General features: G+C 64.5%; 17 protein-coding genes and 1 tRNA gene. All 18 read right to left on the bottom strand.

Annotated features, from left to right (window positions below; all coding sequences use genetic code 11):
* Positions 1-11: 11 nt before the first annotated feature.
* A complete protein-coding gene (gene rplW, locus AC3DET_RS07215) occupies positions 12-311 on the bottom strand; it encodes a 50S ribosomal protein L23 (protein WP_192201784.1) in 300 nt (99 codons plus the stop codon).
* Entirely contained in the window at positions 308-913 is a 606-nt protein-coding gene (gene rplD, locus AC3DET_RS07210; RefSeq protein WP_093296344.1) for a 50S ribosomal protein L4, read from the bottom strand. Before rplD ends, rplW begins: the two co-directional genes overlap by 4 nt.
* Before the next feature lie 11 nt (positions 914-924).
* Positions 925-1,578 (bottom strand): 50S ribosomal protein L3, encoded by a 654-nt coding sequence (rplC, locus tag AC3DET_RS07205; RefSeq protein WP_192201786.1) that lies wholly within the window; start codon positions 1,576-1,578, stop codon positions 925-927.
* A gap of 11 nt (positions 1,579-1,589) precedes the next feature.
* The gene (rpsJ, locus tag AC3DET_RS07200) at positions 1,590-1,901 is read right to left on the bottom strand and encodes a 30S ribosomal protein S10 (protein ID WP_027070119.1); all 312 of its coding nucleotides are present in this window, start codon (positions 1,899-1,901) and stop codon (positions 1,590-1,592) included.
* Between the two features lie 521 nt (positions 1,902-2,422).
* Positions 2,423-3,613 (bottom strand): elongation factor Tu, encoded by a 1,191-nt coding sequence (tuf, locus tag AC3DET_RS07195; protein WP_056879796.1) that lies wholly within the window; start codon positions 3,611-3,613, stop codon positions 2,423-2,425.
* A 100-nt stretch (positions 3,614-3,713) separates the two neighbouring features.
* Entirely contained in the window at positions 3,714-5,804 is a 2,091-nt protein-coding gene (gene fusA / locus AC3DET_RS07190; protein WP_337731294.1) for an elongation factor G, read from the bottom strand.
* A gap of 175 nt (positions 5,805-5,979) precedes the next feature.
* Positions 5,980-6,447, bottom strand: coding sequence for a 30S ribosomal protein S7 (gene rpsG / locus AC3DET_RS07185; RefSeq protein WP_192201789.1), 468 nt, complete (start codon positions 6,445-6,447; stop codon positions 5,980-5,982).
* 12 nt (positions 6,448-6,459) lie between these two features.
* A complete protein-coding gene (gene rpsL, locus AC3DET_RS07180; RefSeq protein WP_055945224.1) occupies positions 6,460-6,834 on the bottom strand; it encodes a 30S ribosomal protein S12 in 375 nt (124 codons plus the stop codon).
* 234 nt (positions 6,835-7,068) lie between these two features.
* On the bottom strand, positions 7,069-11,301 hold the full coding sequence (gene rpoC / locus AC3DET_RS07175; protein ID WP_488391186.1) for a DNA-directed RNA polymerase subunit beta': 4,233 nt from the start codon (positions 11,299-11,301) through the stop codon (positions 7,069-7,071).
* A gap of 92 nt (positions 11,302-11,393) precedes the next feature.
* A complete protein-coding gene (rpoB, locus tag AC3DET_RS07170; RefSeq protein ID WP_337731296.1) occupies positions 11,394-15,545 on the bottom strand; it encodes a DNA-directed RNA polymerase subunit beta in 4,152 nt (1,383 codons plus the stop codon).
* Positions 15,546-15,781: 236 nt separating this feature from the next.
* Entirely contained in the window at positions 15,782-16,153 is a 372-nt protein-coding gene (gene rplL, locus AC3DET_RS07165; protein ID WP_142126299.1) for a 50S ribosomal protein L7/L12, read from the bottom strand.
* Positions 16,154-16,213: 60 nt separating this feature from the next.
* Positions 16,214-16,750 (bottom strand): 50S ribosomal protein L10, encoded by a 537-nt coding sequence (rplJ, locus tag AC3DET_RS07160; RefSeq protein WP_192201795.1) that lies wholly within the window; start codon positions 16,748-16,750, stop codon positions 16,214-16,216.
* 369 nt (positions 16,751-17,119) lie between these two features.
* Positions 17,120-17,818, bottom strand: coding sequence for a 50S ribosomal protein L1 (gene rplA, locus AC3DET_RS07155; protein WP_142126301.1), 699 nt, complete (start codon positions 17,816-17,818; stop codon positions 17,120-17,122).
* A gap of 3 nt (positions 17,819-17,821) precedes the next feature.
* Entirely contained in the window at positions 17,822-18,250 is a 429-nt protein-coding gene (gene rplK, locus AC3DET_RS07150; protein WP_055945202.1) for a 50S ribosomal protein L11, read from the bottom strand.
* A 199-nt stretch (positions 18,251-18,449) separates the two neighbouring features.
* On the bottom strand, positions 18,450-19,007 hold the full coding sequence (nusG, locus tag AC3DET_RS07145; RefSeq protein ID WP_142126302.1) for a transcription termination/antitermination protein NusG: 558 nt from the start codon (positions 19,005-19,007) through the stop codon (positions 18,450-18,452).
* Between the two features lie 13 nt (positions 19,008-19,020).
* Positions 19,021-19,410, bottom strand: coding sequence for a preprotein translocase subunit SecE (gene secE / locus AC3DET_RS07140; RefSeq protein WP_337731297.1), 390 nt, complete (start codon positions 19,408-19,410; stop codon positions 19,021-19,023).
* A 60-nt stretch (positions 19,411-19,470) separates the two neighbouring features.
* Positions 19,471-19,546 (bottom strand) — tRNA-Trp (locus AC3DET_RS07135).
* A 99-nt stretch (positions 19,547-19,645) separates the two neighbouring features.
* Positions 19,646-20,836: an elongation factor Tu gene (gene tuf, locus AC3DET_RS07130; protein ID WP_056879796.1), complete on the bottom strand. Its 1,191-nt coding sequence runs from the start codon at positions 20,834-20,836 to the stop codon at positions 19,646-19,648.

Here is a 20,836-nt window from a genome sequence, read left to right as displayed (position 1 = left end):
GTGGGTCTACCTCAGGCCTTGGCCGACACGTCGATGGCTTGGCCATCGGCAAGACGCACGTACGCCTTGCGCCAGTCGCCGCGACGGCCGGCGCGGTTGCGGAAGGACTTGTTCTTGCCCTTCACGTTCACCACGTTGACCGCCTCGACCTTGACGTCGAACAGCTGCTCGACCGCGGCTTTGACATCGGCCTTGGTGGCTTCGTTCGAGACTTCGAAGACGTATTGGTTGGAGAGTTCCTGCAGGCGCACGGTCTTTTCGGAGACACGCGGAGCACGCAGCACGGCAAAAATCTTTTCGTTGCTGATCATGCCAGCCACTCCTCGATCTTCTTGACGGCATCGGCCGTGATCAGCACGGAGTCGGCACCCACCAGCGCAGCCGGGTCCAGGCCCTGCACGTCACGCACTTCCACGTAGGGAAGGTTGCGGGCCGACAGGTACAGGTGCTCGGAGGCATCCTCGGTGACGATCAGCGGGCGCTGACCCAGGTCCAGGCCCTTCAGCTTTTCGATCAGGGCGCTGGTCTTGGTGGCGTCCACATCGAACGCTTCCACGACCTTCAGGCGGTTCTGGCGGTTCAGCTCGGACAGGATCGAGCTGATGGCCGCGCGGTACATCTTGCGGTTCACCTTCTGCGCGAAGCTGCGCGGCTTGGCCGCGAAGGTCACGCCGCCGCCGACGAAGATCGGCGCGGTCAGGGCACCGTGACGGGCACCGCCACCTTTCTGCTTTTTGGACTTCTTGGTGGTGCCGTTGACTTCGGCGCGCGTCTTCTGCGCCTTGGTGCCGGCACGACCGGCGTTGCGGTAGGCAACGACGACCTGGTGGACCAGATCCTCGCTGAATTCGCGGCCGAACACGTCGTCGGAGACCGACAGCTTGTTGGCGCTACCTGTAATGGCTAGTTCCATGGTCGTTCTCCTCAACCCTTGCTCGCCGGACGGACGATCACGTCGCCACCCGGCGCACCCGGCACGGCGCCGCGGACGGCGATCAGGCCGCGCTCGGCGTCCACGCGGACGACTTCCAGGTTCTGCGTGCTCTGCTGCGCGGCACCCATGTGGCCGGACATCTTCTTGCCCGGGAACACGCGGCCCGGCGTCTGGCGCTGACCCAGCGAACCCGGCGCGCGATGCGACAGCGAGTTACCGTGGGTGGCATCACCCATGCGGAAGTTCCAGCGCTTGATGGTGCCCTGGAAGCCCTTGCCCTTGGTGACGCCCTGGACGTCGACGATCTGGCCGACTTCAAAGATGTCGGCCTTGATCTCGCCGCCGACACTGAAGTCGCCCAGCTTGTCGGCTTCCACGCGCAGCTCCCACAGGCCACGACCGGCTTCGACCTTGGCCTTGGCCAGGTGACCGGCGACAGGCTTGGTGATCAGCGAGGCACGACGGGTGCCCACGGCAACCTGCACGGCGCTGTAGCCATCGACTTCGGGGGTCTTGATCTGGGTGATGCGGTTCGGGGTTGCTTCGATCAGCGTCACCGGAATGGACTTGCCGTCCTCGGTGAACACCCGGGTCATGCCAGCCTTGCGGCCGACGAGACCCAACGAATATTTCTTCGCGGTCATGGTCGTTGGCCTCAGGTCAGCTTGATCTGGACGTCGACGCCAGCCGCCAGCTCGAGCTTCATCAGCGCGTCCACGGTCTTGTCGTTGGGGTCGACGATGTCGAGCACGCGCTTGTGCGTGCGGGTTTCGTACTGGTCACGCGCGTCCTTGTCGACGTGCGGGGAAACCAGGATGGTGTAGCGCTCGATCTTGGTCGGCAGCGGGATCGGGCCGCGCACTTGCGCGCCGGTCCGCTTTGCCGTCTCGACGATCTCGCTGGCCGAGCGGTCGATCAGACGATGATCGTACGCCTTGAGCCGGATTCGGATCTTTTGGTCCGCCATGACGGAATTTCCTTCGTTAAAGAGCGACGGGCGCGGCCTCTGGGATGCCTTGCCCCGGTTAGTCCAAGCTGTTCCAGTTCCCCACCGGCCGCGAGGACTCCACGGACGGGCAGCACCGGAATCGGCTGGGGATTCTTCCTGAAAAACTAGGCAGGCCGGTAAACCGGCCCGCCCAGACATGAAAGTATAGAGCGCGTGACATATCCCGTCAACAACCGGGATACCCTGCCCGACCCGAAGGCCTTGCAGGCAGGCACGCGACACTCCGTGTCTGGCGAACACGAGGCGCTTCCTGCACCTCTTTTCGCGGTAGAACCAGCGGCCTCCCAGGGGGCGCTGGCGGATCATGCGATTCCCATCCAGCCAAGCGGCTATCAAGGGGCGCGCATCATAGCGCAGGTATTGCTGTTTTGCAGCATCCCATCGCATAAAACCATGGAATTTCTGCAAAAAAGAGGCGGACCGAGGTTCCGGTCCGCCCTTGTCGCTGTCCGGCGAGTCCTCGCCGGGACCGCAGGGGCTTACTTGATGATCTTGGCCACCACGCCGGCGCCGACGGTACGGCCGCCTTCGCGGATCGCGAAACGCAGACCTTCGTCCATCGCCACCGGGTTGATCAGGGTGACCACCATCTTGATGTTGTCACCCGGCATCACCATTTCCACGCCTTCCGGCAGGGTCACGGCGCCCGTGATGTCGGTCGTGCGGAAGTAGAACTGCGGACGGTAACCCTTGAAGAACGGGGTGTGGCGGCCGCCTTCGTCCTTGCTCAGCACGTAAACTTCGGCTTCGAACTCGGTGTGCGGGGTGATCGAACCCGGCTTGGCCAGCACCTGGCCACGCTCCACGTCGTCACGCTTGGTGCCGCGCAGCAGCAGACCGGCGTTGTCGCCCGCCTGACCCTGGTCCAGCAGCTTGCGGAACATTTCCACGCCCGTGACCGTGGTCTTCTGGGTCGGACGGATACCGACGATCTCGATTTCCTCGCCCACCTTGATCACGCCGCGCTCGATACGGCCGGTCACCACGGTGCCGCGGCCCGAGATCGAGAACACGTCTTCCACCGGCATCAGGAACGGCTTGTCGACGTCGCGCTCCGGGGTCGGGATCCAGGTGTCCAGCGCGTCCACCAGCTTCAGGATCGCCGGCACGCCGATCTCGCTCTGGTCGCCTTCCAGCGCCAGGCGGGCCGAGCCCGAGATGATCGGGGTGTCGTCGCCCGGGAACTCGTACTTGCTCAGCAGTTCGCGGACTTCCATCTCCACCAGCTCCAGCAGCTCGGCATCGTCCACCATGTCGGCCTTGTTCAGGAACACGACGATGTACGGCACGCCGACCTGACGCGAGAGCAGGATGTGCTCGCGGGTCTGCGGCATCGGGCCGTCAGCGGCCGAGCACACCAGGATCGCGCCGTCCATCTGGGCGGCACCGGTGATCATGTTCTTCACGTAGTCGGCGTGGCCCGGGCAATCCACGTGCGCGTAGTGGCGCGCGGCAGATTCGTATTCCACGTGCGCGGTCGAGATCGTGATGCCGCGCGCCTTCTCTTCCGGCGCTGCGTCGATCGCGTCGTACGCCTTGAACTCGCCACCGAAACGCTCCGCGCCGATCTTCGTCAGCGCCGCCGTCAGCGTCGTCTTGCCGTGGTCAACGTGACCAATCGTGCCCACGTTCACGTGGGGCTTGGTGCGTTCGAACTTACCCTTTGCCATTGTCTTTACCTCTGTGATTCATGATTCGTGATTAGTGATTGGCTTGAAGCGGGATCCGTGCTCTTGCGAATCACGGATCCCGAATCACCAATCACGGCTTTTAGTTCTTCTTGACGACCGCGTCGGCGATGTTGGCCGGCGCTTCCGCGTAGTGGTCGAACTCCATCGAGAACGTGGCGCGACCCTGCGACATCGAACGCAGCGTGGTGGCGTAGCCGAACATTTCGCCCAGCGGCACCATCGCGGCGATCACCTTGCCGGACGGACTGTCGTCCTGACCCTGCAGGATGCCGCGACGACGGCTCACGTCGCCCATCACGTCGCCCAGGTAGTCTTCCGGCGTCACGATCTCGACCTTCATCATCGGCTCCAGCAGGACCGGTTGGGCCTTGCTGAAAGCTTCCTTGAAGGCCATCGAGCCGGCGACCTTGAACGCCATTTCGTTCGAGTCGACGTCATGGAACGAACCGTCGACCGCCTTGATGGCGATGTCGACCACCGGGAAGCCGGCCAGCGGACCACTCTTCAATGCGTCCTCGATGCCCTTGCCTGCCGCAGCGACGTATTCCTTCGGCACCACGCCACCGACGATGGCGCTTTCGTACGAGAAGCCGACACCACGCTCGACCGGCGACATCTCGATGACGATGTGGCCGTACTGGCCGCGACCGCCCGACTGGCGCACGAACTTGCCTTCCTGCTTGACCGCCTTGCGGATGGTCTCGCGGTAGGCCACCTGCGGCTTGCCGACGTTGGCTTCCACGTTGAACTCGCGCTTCATGCGGTCCACCAGGATTTCCAGGTGCAGCTCGCCCATGCCGGAGATGATCGTCTGGCCGGATTCCTCGTCGGTCTTGACGCGGAACGAGGGATCTTCCTGCGCCAGGCGGCCCAGGGCCAGACCCATCTTCTCCTGGTCGGACTTGGTCTTCGGCTCCACTGCCATCGAGATGACCGGCTCCGGGAACACCATGCGCTCCAGGGTGATGATGTGGTCGAGCGAGCACAGGGTGTCGCCCGTGGTGACGTCCTTCAGGCCCACGGCGGCGGCGATGTCGCCCGCGCGCACTTCCTTGATTTCGTCACGCTGGTTGGAGTGCATCTGCAGGATGCGGCCCACGCGCTCCTTCTTCGACTTGACCGGGTTGTACACCGCATCGCCGGAATTCAGCACGCCCGAGTAGACGCGGAAGAACGTCAGCGAGCCCACGAACGGGTCGGTCATGATCTTGAACGCGAGCGCGGAGAACGGCTCGTTGTCACCGGCCTTGCGGGTGTCTTCCTTCTCGTTCTCGTCGATGCCCTGCACCGGCGGACGATCCGTCGGCGACGGCAGCAGCTGGATCACGCCGTCCAGCATGGCCTGCACGCCCTTGTTCTTGAACGCGGAGCCGCAGTAGACCGGGATCACTTCCACCTTCAGCGTGCGCTCGCGCAGACCGGCGATGATTTCGGCCTCGGAGAGGTCGCCTTCGTTGAGATACTTGTCCATCAGCGCTTCGCTGGCTTCGGCCGCAGCCTCCACCATGAAGGCACGATCCGCCGCCGCCTTGTCAGCCAACTCGGCGGGGATGTCGCGGTACTCGAACTTGGTGCCCTGCGATGCCACATCCCAATGGATGTACTTCATCTTCAGCAGGTCGATGACGCCCTCGAAGCCATCTTCGGCGCCGACCGGGACCTGCATCGGCACCGGGTAGGCGCCCAGGCGCGACTTCAGCTGGTCGACGACCTTGGCGAAATCGGCACCGGTACGGTCCATTTTGTTGACGAACGCGAGGCGCGGCACGGCGTACTTGTTGGCCTGGCGCCACACGGTCTCGGACTGCGGCTGCACGCCACCGACGGCGCACAGCACGAACACCGCGCCATCGAGCACGCGCAGCGAACGCTCGACTTCGATGGTGAAGTCGACGTGGCCGGGGGTATCGATGATGTTGAAGCGGTGCTGCGGCAGGGACTTGTCCATGCCCGTCCAGAACGCCGTGGTGGCGGCGGACGTGATGGTGATGCCGCGCTCCTGCTCCTGCTCCATCCAGTCCATGGTCGCGGCACCATCGTGCACTTCACCGATCTTGTGGCTGACGCCGGTGTAGAACAGGATGCGCTCGGACGTGGTGGTCTTGCCGGCGTCGATGTGCGCCATGATGCCGAAATTACGGTAACGCTCGATGGGAGTGGTGCGAGCCACGACAGTCTCTCTTTTCTGATGGAGGGCCGGCGGGATGCCTGGGCCTTCCGTGGAGGGCGGATCTTCAGATGGCCGAATGCCGCCTTTCGGCGGCCTTCGGGGAGGAGCGCGGGAGCGCGCTCCAAGGGCACCTACATGGTGCCAAAGGCCCTTGTTCGCAAGGGCCCGGAGGCCGTTACCAGCGGTAGTGCGCGAACGCCTTGTTCGCTTCCGCCATGCGGTGGGTCTCTTCACGCTTCTTGATGGCGCCGCCGCGGTTCTCGGAGGCATCCAGCAGTTCGGCAGCCAGCTTGCGCGGCATGGAGTTCTCGCCGCGCTTGCGGGCGGACTCGATCAGCCAGCGCATCGCCAGGGCCATGCGGCGCGAGGAACGCACTTCGACCGGCACCTGGTAGGTGGCGCCACCGACGCGACGCGACTTCACTTCGACCGCCGGGGACACATTGTCCAGCGCCTTCTCGACCAGCTCGAGGGCATTGGGGTTCTTCTCGCCGATGACGTCCATGGCACCGTAGACGATCTTCTCGGCAACGGACTTCTTGCCGCTCAGCATCACCATGTTGATGAAGCGGGCGATCGTCTGGCTGCCGTGCTTGGGATCCGGCAGGACTTCACGTTGGGGGGCAGAGCCTTTACGCGACATGATTCTTTTTCCTTAAGCCTTGGGACGCTTGGCGCCGTACTTGGAACGGCCCTGGCGGCGCTTGGCGACGCCGGAGGCGTCGAGCGAACCGCGCACGGTGTGGTAGCGCACGCCCGGCAGATCCTTCACGCGACCGCCGCGCACGAGCACCACGGAGTGCTCCTGCAGGTTGTGGCCTTCACCGCCGATGTAGCTGATGATTTCTTCCTGGTTGGTCAGGCGCACCTTGGCGACCTTGCGAAGGGCCGAGTTGGGCTTCTTCGGGGTAGTCGTGTAGACGCGGGTGCACACGCCGCGACGCTGCGGGCAGTTGTCCAGCGCGGGCGACTGGCTCTTGTACGTGGGGGCCTGCCGCGGCTTGCGGACCAGCTGATTGACGGTTGCCATAGTGGGTTCTTCGTGTGAAGGCCGGAGCCTTGTTTGACATGAAAACGAAGGCAGGCCGCAATACGGCCCACCTAGACGGAAAAGTATAGCCGGCAACCTGCCCGACCGTCAACGCGACGGCGGCAAGTGCCTGCCAACTGACTGCGATCCCGCCCATCCTGGGCCGAAAACGAGGCGCATCCTGCGCCTCTTTTCGTGGTCTGGGACGGCCCGGAGGCCGTCGGGTAGTACGGTTTAGCTGGCGCTGGACTCCTCGCCCGCTTCGTCGGTGGCGGTCACGGCGGCGGCCGGAGCGGCCTCGACGCTGCCACCCGACAGGGCGTTCACTTCGGCCTCGGTCAAGCCGGAGGCATTGCGGCGGCGCTGGTTGTGGTACGCCAGACCGGTGCCGGCCGGGATCAGTCGACCCACGATGACGTTCTCCTTCAGGCCGCGCAGGGTGTCACGGGTGCCGCGGACGGCCGCCTCGGTCAGTACACGGGTGGTCTCCTGGAAGGAGGCCGCCGAGATGAACGACTCGGTCGCCAGCGAGGCCTTGGTGATGCCCAGCAGCACCGGATCGTACTTCGCGAGCAGTTCGTTGCGGGCCGCCAGCTTGGCGTTTTCTTCGATCAGGCGCTGCTTCTCCACCTGCTCACCGGCCAGGAACTTGCTGTTGCCGGCGTCGGTGATCTCGACCTTGCGCAACATCTGGCGGGTGATCACCTCGATGTGCTTGTCGTTGATCTTCACGCCCTGCAGGCGGTAGACGTCCTGGATTTCCTTGACCAGGTAGGCCGCCAGCGGCTCGACGCCCAGCAGACGCAGGATGTCCTGCGGGCTCGGCTCGCCGTCCACGATGGTTTCGCCCTTGGCCACGTGCTCGCCTTCGAACACGATGATCTGGCGGAACTTCGGGATCAGCTCCTCGTGCTCCGAACCATCGGTGTCCTTGATGATCAGGCGCTGCTTGCCCTTGGTGTCCTTGCCGAAGCTGATGATGCCGGAGCGCTCGGCCAGGATCGCCGGATCCTTCGGCTTGCGTGCTTCGAACAGGTCGGCGACGCGCGGCAGACCGCCGGTGATGTCGCGGGTCTTGGACGCTTCCTGCGGCACCTTGGTGACCACGTCGCCCACGCCGACGGGCGCGCCGTCCTGCAGGTTGACGATCGAGCGCGGCGGCAACAGGTACTGCGCCGGCAGGTCGGTACCCGGGATGCTCAGGTCCTTGCCGTCCTTGTCCACGATGCGGACGATCGGGCGCAGGTCCTTGCCCTGCGAACCGCGACGCTTCGGATCGGTGATCTCGCGCGAGGCCAGGCCGGTCAGGTCATCGGTCTTCTCGATGACGGTGACGCCATCGACGAAGTCGACGAAGCGCACGAAGCCGGCCACTTCCGACACGATCGGGTGGTTATGCGGATCCCAGTTCGCCACGGCCTGGCCGGCCGTGATCTGGTCGCCGTCCTTGACGTTGATGGTGGCGCCGTAGGGCAGCTTGTAACGCTCGCGCTCACGGCCGTGGCCATCGAGCACCGACAGTTCGCCCGAGCGCGAAACCGCGACCAGGCTGCCATTGGCGTGTTCGACGAACTTGAGGTTGTTGAACTTGATCGAGCCGGTGGTCTTGACGGTGATGTTGTCGACCGCCGCCGCACGCGATGCCGCACCACCGATGTGGAACGTACGCATGGTCAGCTGGGTACCGGGCTCGCCGATCGACTGCGCGGCGATGACGCCGACCGCTTCACCGATGTTGACGATGTGGCCACGGGCCAGGTCACGGCCATAGCAGTGCGCGCAGACGCCGAAATCGGATTCGCAGGTGATGGTGGAACGCACCTTCAACGCCTGCACGCCCGCATCTTCCAGCTTCTGCACCCAGGCTTCGTCCAGCAGCGTGTTGCGGGTGACGATCGGATCCTCGTCGTTGCCCGGCAGGAACACGTCCTCGGCCACGATGCGGCCCAGCACGCGGTCGCGCAGCGGCTCGACCACGTCGCCGCCTTCCACGATCGGGGTCATCATCAGGCCTTCCGACGTACCGCAATCGACCTCGGTGATCACCACGTCCTGCGCCACGTCGACCAGGCGACGGGTCAGGTAACCGGAGTTCGCCGTCTTCAGCGCGGTATCGGCCAGGCCCTTTCGGGCACCGTGGGTGGAGTTGAAGTATTCCTGGACGTTCAGGCCTTCGCGGAAGTTCGCCTTGATGGGCGTCTCGATGATCGAACCATCGGGACGGGCCATCAGGCCGCGCATGCCGGCCAGCTGGCGGATCTGCGCCTGGCTACCACGGGCGCCGGAGTCGGCCATGATGTACAGCGAGTTCATCGACTTCTCGTTGATGGTCTCGCCCTTGGCGTTCTGCACCTTGTCGGTACCGATGGTCTCCATCATCGCCTTGGCGATGCGCTCATTGGTGCGCGACCAGATGTCGACCACCTTGTTGTAGCGCTCGCCGGCGGTGACCAGGCCGCTCTGGTACTGCTCCTGGATCTCCAGCACTTCCTGCTCGGCTTCGCCCAGGATGCCCTTCTTCTCGGCCGGGATCAGCATGTCGTCGATGCCGATGGAGACGCCGGCGCGCGTGGCGTACGCGAAGCCGGTGTACATCAGCTTGTCGGCGAACACGACCGTGTCCTTCAGGCCCAGCATGCGGTAGCTGGAGTTGATCAGGCGGCTGATGGCCTTCTTGTTCAACTCGGTGTTGACCAGGGCGAACGGCAGGCCTTCCGGCAGGATCTCGGCCAGCAGGGCGCGACCGATCGTGGTGTCCACGATGTTGGTCTGCTTGCTGCGGCCACCTTCCTCGTCGATCACGGTACCGCTGATGCGGACCTTGACCTTCGCATGCAGTTCGACGGCGCGGTTGTCGTAGGCGCGCTTGACCTCGGCGATGTTGGCGAAGGCCATGCCCTCGCCCTTCTTGTTCTCCAGCGCGCGGGTCATGTAGTACAGACCCAGCACCACGTCCTGCGACGGCACGATGATCGGCTCGCCGTTGGCCGGCGACAGGATGTTGTTGGAGGACATCATCAGCGCGCGCGCTTCCAGCTGCGCTTCCAGCGACAGCGGCACGTGGACGGCCATCTGGTCACCGTCGAAGTCGGCGTTGAACGCAGTACAGACCAACGGGTGCAGCTGGATGGCCTTGCCTTCGATCAGGACCGGCTCGAACGCCTGGATGCCCAGGCGATGCAGCGTCGGCGCGCGGTTCAACAGCACCGGGTGCTCGCGGATGACCTCTTCCAGGATGTCCCAGACTTCGGCTTCTTCGCGTTCGACCAGCTTCTTGGCGGCCTTGATGGTGGTGGCCAGGCCGCGACGCTGCAGCTTGGCGAACACGAACGGCTTGAACAGCTCCAGCGCCATCTTCTTCGGCAGGCCGCATTCGTGCAGGCGCAGGGTCGGGCCGACCACGATGACCGAACGGCCGGAGTAGTCGACGCGCTTGCCCAGCAGGTTCTGGCGGAAGCGGCCCTGCTTGCCCTTGATCATGTCGGCCAGCGACTTGAGCGGGCGCTTGTTGGTGCCGGTGATGGCGCGGCCACGACGGCCGTTGTCCATCAGGGCGTCAACGGACTCCTGCAGCATGCGCTTTTCGTTGCGCACGATGATGTCCGGCGCATTCAGTTCGAGCAGGCGGCGCAGGCGGTTGTTGCGGTTGATGACGCGACGGTACAGGTCATTCAGGTCGGAGGTCGCGAAGCGGCCGCCGTCCAGCGGTACCAGCGGACGCAGGTCCGGCGGCAGCACCGGCAGCACGGTCATGACCATCCATTCCGGACGGTTGCCCGATTCCAGGAACGCTTCCATCAGCTTGATGCGCTTGGTGAGGCGCTTGAGCTTGGTCTCCGAACCGGTGCTGGCGATTTCCTCGCGCAGGTTCACCATCTCGGCCTGCAGGTCGATCGTGCGCAGCAGGTCGTAGACGGCCTCGGCGCCCATGGCGGCGTCGAAGTCGTCGCCGTGTTCCTGGCGCGCCTGCATGAACTGCTCTTCGGTCAGCAACTGGCGGCGTTCGAGCGAGGTCAGGCCCGGCTCGGTGACCACGTAGGCTTCGAAGTACAGCACGCGCTCGATGTCGCGCAGGGTCATGTCCAGCATCAGGCCGATGCGCGACGGCAGCGACTTGAGGAACCAGATGTGCGCGACCGGGCTGGCCAGGTCGATGTGACCCATGCGCTCGCGGCGCACCTTGGCCAGCGTCACTTCCGTGCCGCACTTCTCGCAGACCACGCCACGGTGCTTCATGCGCTTGTACTTGCCGCACAGGCACTCGTAATCCTTGATCGGCCCGAAGATGGCCGAGCAGAACAGACCGTCGCGTTCCGGCTTGAAGGTACGGTAGTTGATGGTTTCCGGCTTCTTCACTTCGCCGAAGGACCACGAACGGATCAGGTCCGGCGAGGCCAGCGCGATCTTGATCGCGTCGAAGTCCAGCGTCTGGCGCTGCTGGTTGAAGAGGTTGAGCAGGTCTTTCATTTTGTTTCTCCGTCAGGAGGAATCTTTGTCGAGGGCGGGTTGACCGTGTTCGGAAGGCGCGGAGACCGTTGAGTGCCGCCGCGCCGTTGCGATCAGTCTTCCAGTTCCATGTTGATGGCGAGCGAGCGGATTTCCTTCACCAGCACGTTGAAGGATTCCGGCATGCCCGCGACCATCTCGTGGGCACCATCGACGATGTTCTTGTACATCTGGTTGCGGCCCTGCACGTCGTCCGACTTGACCGTCAGCATTTCCTGCAGGGTGTGCGCCGCGCCATAGGCTTCCAGCGCCCAGACTTCCATTTCACCGAAGCGCTGGCCACCGAACTGCGCCTTGCCGCCCAGCGGCTGCTGGGTGACGAGCGAGTACGGACCGGTGGAACGCGCGTGCATCTTGTCGTCCACCAGGTGGTTCAGCTTCAGCATGTGCATGTAGCCGACCGTGGTGTGGCGGTCGAACGCCTCGCCGGTACGGCCGTCGTACAACTGAGTCTGGCCGCTGATCGGCAGGTCCGCGAGTTCGAGCATGTGCTTGATCTCGGTTTCCGCCGCGCCGTCGAACACCGGGGTGGCCATCGGCACGCCGTCGGTCAGGTTCTCGGCCAGCGCGATCAGTTCCTTGTCGCTGAACTGGTCCAGGTCCACGCGGTCCTCGCCCAGCTTCTGGTCGTGGTTGTAGATCTGGGTCAGGAACTTGCGCAGGTCGGCGACCTTGGCCTGGGCTTCCAGCATGTTCTGGATCTTGCGACCCAGCCCCTTGGCGGCCCAGCCCAGGTGCACTTCCAGCACCTGGCCGATGTTCATGCGCGACGGCACGCCCAGCGGGTTCAGCACGATGTCCACGGTCTCGCCGGTGGCCATGTAGGGCATGTCCTCGACAGGAACGATCGTCGACACGACACCCTTGTTGCCGTGGCGGCCGGCCATCTTGTCGCCCGGCTGGATGCGGCGCTTCACGGCCAGGTACACCTTGACCATCTTCAGCACGCCCGGGGCGAGGTCGTCGCCGGCGGTGATCTTGCCGCGCTTGTCGGCGAAGCGACGCTCGAACTCCTTCTCGTGCGCCTGGATCTGCATCTGGGCGCGCTCGATGGCGTCGGACGCATCATCGTCCTTCATGCGCAGGGTGAACCACTCGGACTTCTTCAGGCCGTCCAGGTAGGCGTCGGTGATCGCATCGCCCTTCTTCAGCGTGCCCGGACCACCGTTGGCGACCTTGCCGACCAGCTGCGAACGCAGGCGGGCGTAGATGGCGCCTTCGAGGATGCGGAACTGGTCGTCGAAGTCCTTCTTGACGCGCTTGATCTCGTTTTCCTCGATCTGGCGCGCACGCTTGTCCTTCTCGATGCCGTCACGGGTGAAGACCTGCACGTCGATGACGGTGCCGTCCATGCCCGGCGGCACGCGCAGCGAGCTGTCCTTCACGTCCGAGGCCTTCTCGCCGAAGATCGCGCGCAGCAGCTTCTCTTCCGGGGTCAGCTGGCTCTCGCCCTTCGGCGTGACCTTGCCCACCATGATGTCGCCGGCGCGCACTTCCGCACCGATGTACACCACGCCACTCTCGTCGAGGCGGTTCAGTGCCTGCTCGGAGACGTTCGGGATGTCGGCGGAGATTTCCTCCGGTCCCAGCTTGGTGTCGCGCGCGACGCAGGTCAGCTCTTCGATGTGGATCGTGGTGTAGCGATCCTCTTCCACCACCCGCTCGGAGAGCAGGATGGAGTCTTCGAAGTTGTAGCCGTTCCACGGCATGAACGCGATCAGCATGTTCTGGCCCAGCGCCAGCTCGCCGATGTCGGTCGAGGGACCGTCGGCCAGCACGTCGCCGCGCGCGACCACATCGCCCACGTTCACCAGCGGACGCTGGTTGATGCAGGTGTTCTGGTTGGAGCGCGTGTACTTGATCAGCGAATAGATGTCGACGCCGGCATCGGTTTCGCCGGAGATCTCGACTTCATTGACCTTGACCACGATGCGGCCGGCGTCGATCTGCTCGACCACGCCGCCACGACGCGCGTTCACGGTCACGCCCGAGTCGCGCGCCACGGCGCGCTCGATGCCGGTACCGACCAGCGGCTTCTGCGCACGCAGCGTGGGCACGGCCTGGCGCTGCATGTTGGCGCCCATCAATGCGCGGTTGGCGTCATCGTGCTCCAGGAACGGGACCAGCGCCGCGGCGACCGACACGGTCTGCATCGGCGAGACGTCCATGTAGTCGACTTCGCTCGGCGGCTTCAGCAGCGATTCGCCTTGGTAACGGCACGGCACGAACTGCTCGGTCAGGCGGCTCTTGGCGTCATGCAGCGCGTTGGCCTGCGCGATGACGTACTCGTTCTCCTCGATCGCCGACAGGTACTCGATCTCGTCGGTGATCATGCCGTCCACGACCTTGCGGTACGGCGTCTCGAGGAAGCCATAACCATTGGTGCGGGCGTACACGGCCAGCGAGTTGATCAGGCCGATGTTCGGGCCTTCCGGCGTCTCGATGGTGCAGACGCGACCGTAATGGGTCGGGTGCACGTCGCGGACTTCGAAGCCGGCGCGCTCGCGGGTCAGGCCGCCCGGGCCGAGGGCCGAGACGCGACGCTTGTGCGTGACTTCCGACAGCGGGTTGTTCTGGTCCATGAACTGCGACAGCTGCGAGGAGCCGAAGAACTCCTTGATCGCGGCAGCCACCGGCTTGGCGTTGATCAGTTCCTGCGGGGTCAGGCCTTCGGACTCGGCCATCGACAGGCGTTCCTTCACGGCGCGCTCGACGCGGACCAGGCCCACGCGGAACACGTTCTCGGCCATTTCGCCGACCGAACGCACGCGACGGTTGCCCAGGTGGTCGATGTCATCGACGGTGCCGCGGCCGTTGCGGATCTCGGTCAGAACCTTGATGACGTCCAGGATGTCCGAGGTCTCGCCCAGGCTGGCGACCAGGCGCTTGGCTTCTTCATCGTTGCGCGCGCCGAAGTACTTCTTGTCGTACAGCACGGCTTCGCCGGTGGTTTCCTTGCGGCCCACGCGACGATTGAACTTCATGCGGCCGACGTTGGAGAGGTCGTAGCGCTCGAAGGTGAAGAACAGGTTGTGGAACAGATTCTGCGCAGCGTCCTTGGTCGGCGGCTCGCCGGGACGCATCATGCGGTAGATCTCGACCAGCGCTTCCAGCTGGGTCTTGGTCGGATCGATGCGCAGCGTGTTGGACAGGTACGGGCCGCGGTCCAGGTCGTTGACCCACAACGTACCCACGGCGTCCACGCCGGCCTTGCGGAACTTGGCCAGCTGGTCGTCGGTGATTTCGTCGTTGGCAGAAGCCAGCAGCTCGCCGGTGTTGGCGTCGATCACGTCGTGCGACAGGATGCGGCCGACCAGGTATTCATCGGGCACGGCCAGTGCGGCGATGCCGGACTGTTCCAGCTGTTTCACGTGGCGCGCGGTGATGCGCTTGCCGGCTTCCACGATGACCTTGTCGCCATCGGCCAGGTCGAAGTTCAGCGTTTCGCCGCGCAGGCGCTCGGCGACCAGCTCCAGCTGCACGCCTTCCGGCAGGATGTGGAACGTGTTGACGTCGAAGAACTCGTTGAGCATCTCCTCGTTGGAGTAGCCCAGCGCGCGCAGCAGGATCGAGACCGGCAGCTTGCGGCGACGGTCGATACGCGTGAACAGCGCGTCCTTCGGGTCGAACTCGAAGTCCAGCCAGGAGCCGCGATAAGGAATGATGCGGGCGCTGTACAGCAGCTTGCCCGAGCTGTGGGTCTTGCCACGGTCGTGGTCGAAGAACACGCCCGGCGAGCGGTGCAGCTGCGAAACGATGACGCGCTCGGTGCCGTTGACGATGAAGGTGCCGTTGTCGGTCATGAGCGGGATCTCGCCCAGGTAGACCTCCTGCTCCTTCACGTACTTGATGGCCTTGGTGGACGACTCGCGGTCGTAGATCACCAGGCGGACGGTGACGCGCAGCGGTGCGCCGTAGCTCAGGCCACGGTTGCGGCACTCGCGCTCGTCGAACACCGGCTCGCCGAGCTTGTAGCCGACATATTCCAGCGCGGCGTTGCCGCTGTAGCTGGCGATCGGGAAGACCGACTTCAGCGCGGCATGCAGGCCACGGTCTTCGCGCTTGGCGGCGTCGGTGTGCTCCTGCAGGAACTCGCGGTAGGAGTCGACCTGGATGGCGAGCAGGAACGGGACCTCGAGGATCGACCGCTGCTTGCCGAAATCCTTGCGGATGCGCTTCTTTTCGGTGAACGAATATGTCGTCATGTGACTGTGCCTTTGGCAGCGTGGGGCGCGCGTCCGCGACCACACGGGGGACATTCTTTCGAACGGGGGAATTTTCAGTTGGAAGTCGCTGGTATTGCCGGCACCAGCACGCCTTCTGCCGCTACTTCCAACTACAAACTCGCGTTTACATCGCTACGTCTTGAAACGACCGAAGGCCAGGGGCTTTCGCCCCCGGCCTCGGGTTGTCGCCTGGGTGAACCGGCGACGGATACGACTTACTTGACTTCGACGCTCGCACCAGCGGCTTCGAGGTCCTTCTTGAACTTCTCGGCATCTTCCTTCGACACGCCTTCCTTCAGCACGCCGCCGGCCTCGGTGAGGTCCTTGGCTTCCTTCAGGCCCAGGCCGGTGATGGCGCGGACAGCCTTGATGACGTCGACCTTCTTGGCACCGGCGTCCTTCAGGACGATGGTGAACTCGGTCTGCTCTTCGACCGGGGCGGCGGCGGCGGCCGGACCGGCAGCGGCGACGACCGGGGCGGCGGCGGAGACGCCGAACTTCTCTTCGATGGCCTTGACCAGCTCCATCACTTCCATCAGGGTCTTGCCGGCAATGGCGTCGACGATCTGTTCGTTGGAAAGGGACATTGTGTTTACCTTTGGAAATTATCTGGGATTAGGGTTCGTAGAACCGTAAAGACGTCGAACTCAGGCTTCGGCCGGGGCTTCCGCGACGGCTTCCGCCGGCGCTTCGCCACCACCCTGCTTGTCGGCCACGGCCTTGACGGCACGGGCGAACATCGCGGCGGGTTCGGCCAGAACGCGGGCCAGCATGGCCAGCGCCTGATCGCGGGTCGGCAGCGACGCCAGGACTTCAACATGGCTGGCCGGATACAGCTGGCCACCCACGGAGACGACCTTCGGCTGCAGCTTGTCGTTGCCCTTGGCGAATTCCTTGATCAGGCGACCGGCGGCGCCGGGCTCCTCGGTCGAAAACGCATACAGCAGCGGACCGACGAGCTTGTCCTGGACAACCTCGAACTCGGTACCGGCCACGGCACGCACGGCCAACGTGTTCTTGACAACTTTCAAGTACACGCCGGTCTCGCGGGCCTTCTTGCGCATCGCGGTCATCTGACTGACCGTGGTGCCTGCGTATTCGGCGGCGACCAGGGAGTGCGCCTTGGCGGCGACGTCTGCCAGTTCGGCGACAACTTCTTGCTTCTGGGACAGATTGAGAGCCATACACTCCTCACTAATTGACTCCGCTTGCGGCTCCTGCCGCTCGCGGTCCTGGACGGCATCCGTCCTGGATGCCGGGGACGCAGAGGTCCCGGCGGTGGCCTGTCTGACTGGCGACCTTGCGGTCGGACTCCAGAAAACTTCCAGAAGGCGGCACCATCTACGCAGGCGCATTCCCGGGGGAATGGATTAAGCGATCCCGCTAGCCACGACGGCGATTCCCTGCCAACACGAGCCTCCGTGCCCGTCGTCATGGCGCGCTGACCGCACCTGCGGTCTTTGACGGCTGTCGCTTGCACCGTTATCCGGTCTGGGCGACTGCCCTCAAAATTCGTTGCGCCCTGCCCCGCGTCGCGGGACAGGGTGATGCGATTACTTCAGGGACAGCGAGGACTGGTCCACGGTCACGCCGGGGCCCATGGTCGAGCTGACCGAGATTTTCTGCAGGTACTGGCCCTTGGAGGTGGCCGGCTTGGCCTTCACCAGGTCGATCAGCAGCGCCTGCAGGTTGGACTTCAGCGCTTCGTCGTCGAAGCTGGCCTTGCCGATGGTGCAGTGGATGATGCCGGCCTTGTCGGTGCGGTAGCGCACCTGGCCCGACTTGGCGTTCTTCACCGCCTCGGCCGGGTTCGGCGACACGGTGCCGACCTTCGGGTTCGGCATCAGGCCGCGCGGGCCCAGGACCGTACCCAGCTTGCCGACCACGCGCATCGCGTCCGGCGTGGCGATGACCACGTCGTAGTTGATGTCGCCGGCCAGCATCTTCTCTGCCAGGTCGTCCATGCCAACGGCTTCGGCGCCGGCAGCAGCGGCTTCGTCAGCCTTGGCGCCGGCCGGGGCGAACACCGCCACGCGGACCGACTTGCCGGTACCGGCCGGCAGCACGGTGGAACCGCGCACCTGCTGGTCGGACTTCTTGGCATCCACGCCCAGGCGCACGGCAACGTCGACGGACTCGACGAACTTCGCCTTGGTGGCGGTCTTGACGATCTTCAGGGCCTCGTCAATGGCGTACGCCTTGCCGGGCGTCACGGCGGCCAGGATGGCCTTCTGTCGCTTGTTCTGTGCCATCTCTTAACCCTCTACCGTCAGGCCCATGGAGCGGGCGGAACCCGCGATCGTACGCACCGCAGCGTCCAGGTCGGCCGCGGTCAGGTCGGGTTCCTTCGCCTTGGCGATGTCCTCGAGCTGCTTGCGGGTGACCTTGCCCACCTTCTCGGTGTTCGGGCGCTTGGAGCCGGACGTGATGCCGACGGCCTTCTTCAGCAGGATCGACGCCGGGGGCGTCTTGGTGATGAAGGTGAAGGTACGGTCGGAATAGGCCGTGATGACCACCGGAATCGGCAGACCCGGCTCCAGCTTCTGCGTGGCGGCATTGAACGCCTTGCAGAATTCCATGATGTTCAGGCCGCGCTGACCCAGCGCAGGACCGACCGGCGGCGAGGGGTTGGCCTGACCGGCCTTCACCTGCAGCTTGATGTAACCGACAACTTTCTTTGCCATGTGAGTACTCTCCGGGTGCTAGCGCCTGGTGTCAGGCTCCCCATCGGACCGGGAAAATCACGCGTCCCGGCATCGCGTTTTCTTGAACGCGCCAATGGCCACCCGAGGGCGGCCATGACTCCTGCCCGGCATCGCCGTCAGGGAGCCGCGCAGTATATCAGGGTTTTACGGGCCCGGCTGAATCTGCCGGACCGCCGGATCAGGCCTTCTCGACCTGTCCGAATTCCAGCTCCACCGGGGTGGACCGGCCGAAGATCAGCACCGCGACGCGCAGACGGCTCTTCTCGTAGTTGACTTCCTCGACCACACCGTTGAAGTCGTTGAACGGACCGTCGGTGACGCGGACCATCTCGCCCGGCTCGAACAACACCTTGGGCCTGGGCTTCTCGACACCTTCCTGGACGCGATCCAGGATGGCAGCCGCTTCTTCGTCGCGGATCGGCAGCGGACGGTCGGCGGTGCCGCCAATGAAGCCGAGCACCTTCGAGGTGTCCTTCACCAGATGCCAGCTTTCGTTGTCCATGCGCGGGATGCCACCCTCGTCATGGGTCTCGATCTGGACCAGCACATAACCGGGGAAGAACTTGCGCTCGGAACGGCGCTTCTGGCCGGAGCGCATTTCCACGACCTCTTCGGTCGGGACCAGCACGTCGCCGAACTTCTCCTGCATGCCGTCGCGGACGATGCGGTCGCGCAGGGCCTGGGCTACCGACTTCTCGAAGCCAGAATAAGCATGGACGACATACCAGCGCTTCACTGAGCGACTCTCCTCAACGGCCAAAATTCAGAAACCATTCGATCAGCGCCTGGATGGCGAAGTCGAAACCGGCCAGGATCAGGCTGAGCACGATCACCACGATGATCACCACCCACGTCGTGCGGGTAGCCTCTTCGCGGGTCGGCCACACGACCTTGCGCAACTCGAAGCGGGATTCCGCCAGGAACTCGCGCGTGTCACGGCCCTTGCCCGTCTGCAGGAATACCAGCGCACCCAGCACCAGGCCGGCAACGACCGCCAGCGAACGCAGCGGCGTGGCCCACTGGCCATTGAACCACCACCATGCGACCAGGCCAGCCACGACCAGCGCCAGCGCCAGGACGTACTTGGCGATGTCGCCCGCGGAAGTGGCGGCTTTCGATTGTTCGACCTTGCTGTTCACGTCAGTGTCGCTCTTTGCTCTGGGGGAGTACCGGAGATCCGGACTCCGCGAGGAAGGAAGTGGCACGCCAGGAGGGACTCGAACCCCCAACCTGCGGTTTTGGAGACCGCTGCTCTGCCAATTGAGCTACTGGCGTATCGATTTGCTACAACCTTCCCTTAGACGGCGAAGGCGGACCGAGGTTCCGGTCCGCCCTTGTCGCTGTCCGGCGAGTCCTCGCCGGGACCGCAGGGGCTTACTTGATGATCTTGGCCACCACGCCGGCGCCGACGGTACGGCCGCCTTCGCGGATCGCGAAACGCAGACCTTCGTCCATCGCCACCGGGTTGATCAGGGTGACCACCATCTTGATGTTGTCACCCGGCATCACCATTTCCACGCCTTCCGGCAGGGTCACGGCGCCCGTGATGTCGGTCGTGCGGAAGTAGAACTGCGGACGGTAACCCTTGAAGAACGGGGTGTGGCGGCCGCCTTCGTCCTTGCTCAGCACGTAAACTTCGGCTTCGAACTCGGTGTGCGGGGTGATCGAACCCGGCTTGGCCAGCACCTGGCCACGCTCCACGTCGTCACGCTTGGTGCCGCGCAGCAGCAGACCGGCGTTGTCGCCCGCCTGACCCTGGTCCAGCAGCTTGCGGAACATTTCCACGCCCGTGACCGTGGTCTTCTGGGTCGGACGGATACCGACGATCTCGATTTCCTCGCCCACCTTGATCACGCCGCGCTCGATACGGCCGGTCACCACGGTGCCGCGGCCCGAGATCGAGAACACGTCTTCCACCGGCATCAGGAACGGCTTGTCGACGTCGCGCTCCGGGGTCGGGATCCAGGTGTCCAGCGCGTCCACCAGCTTCAGGATCGCCGGCACGCCGATCTCGCTCTGGTCGCCTTCCAGCGCCAGGCGGGCCGAGCCCGAGATGATCGGGGTGTCGTCGCCCGGGAACTCGTACTTGCTCAGCAGTTCGCGGACTTCCATCTCCACCAGCTCCAGCAGCTCGGCATCGTCCACCATGTCGGCCTTGTTCAGGAACACGACGATGTACGGCACGCCGACCTGACGCGAGAGCAGGATGTGCTCGCGGGTCTGCGGCATCGGGCCGTCAGCGGCCGAGCACACCAGGATCGCGCCGTCCATCTGGGCGGCACCGGTGATCATGTTCTTCACGTAGTCGGCGTGGCCCGGGCAATCCACGTGCGCGTAGTGGCGCGCGGCAGATTCGTATTCCACGTGCGCGGTCGAGATCGTGATGCCGCGCGCCTTCTCTTCCGGCGCTGCGTCGATCGCGTCGTACGCCTTGAACTCGCCACCGAAACGCTCCGCGCCGATCTTCGTCAGCGCCGCCGTCAGCGTCGTCTTGCCGTGGTCAACGTGACCAATCGTGCCCACGTTCACGTGGGGCTTGGTGCGTTCGAACTTACCCTTTGCCAT

The organism is Pseudoxanthomonas sp. 97-1-1 (assembly GCF_057773125.1).
The sequence above is the reverse complement of the archived record's forward strand: the minus strand, read 5'-3'. Positions and strand labels throughout refer to the sequence as shown.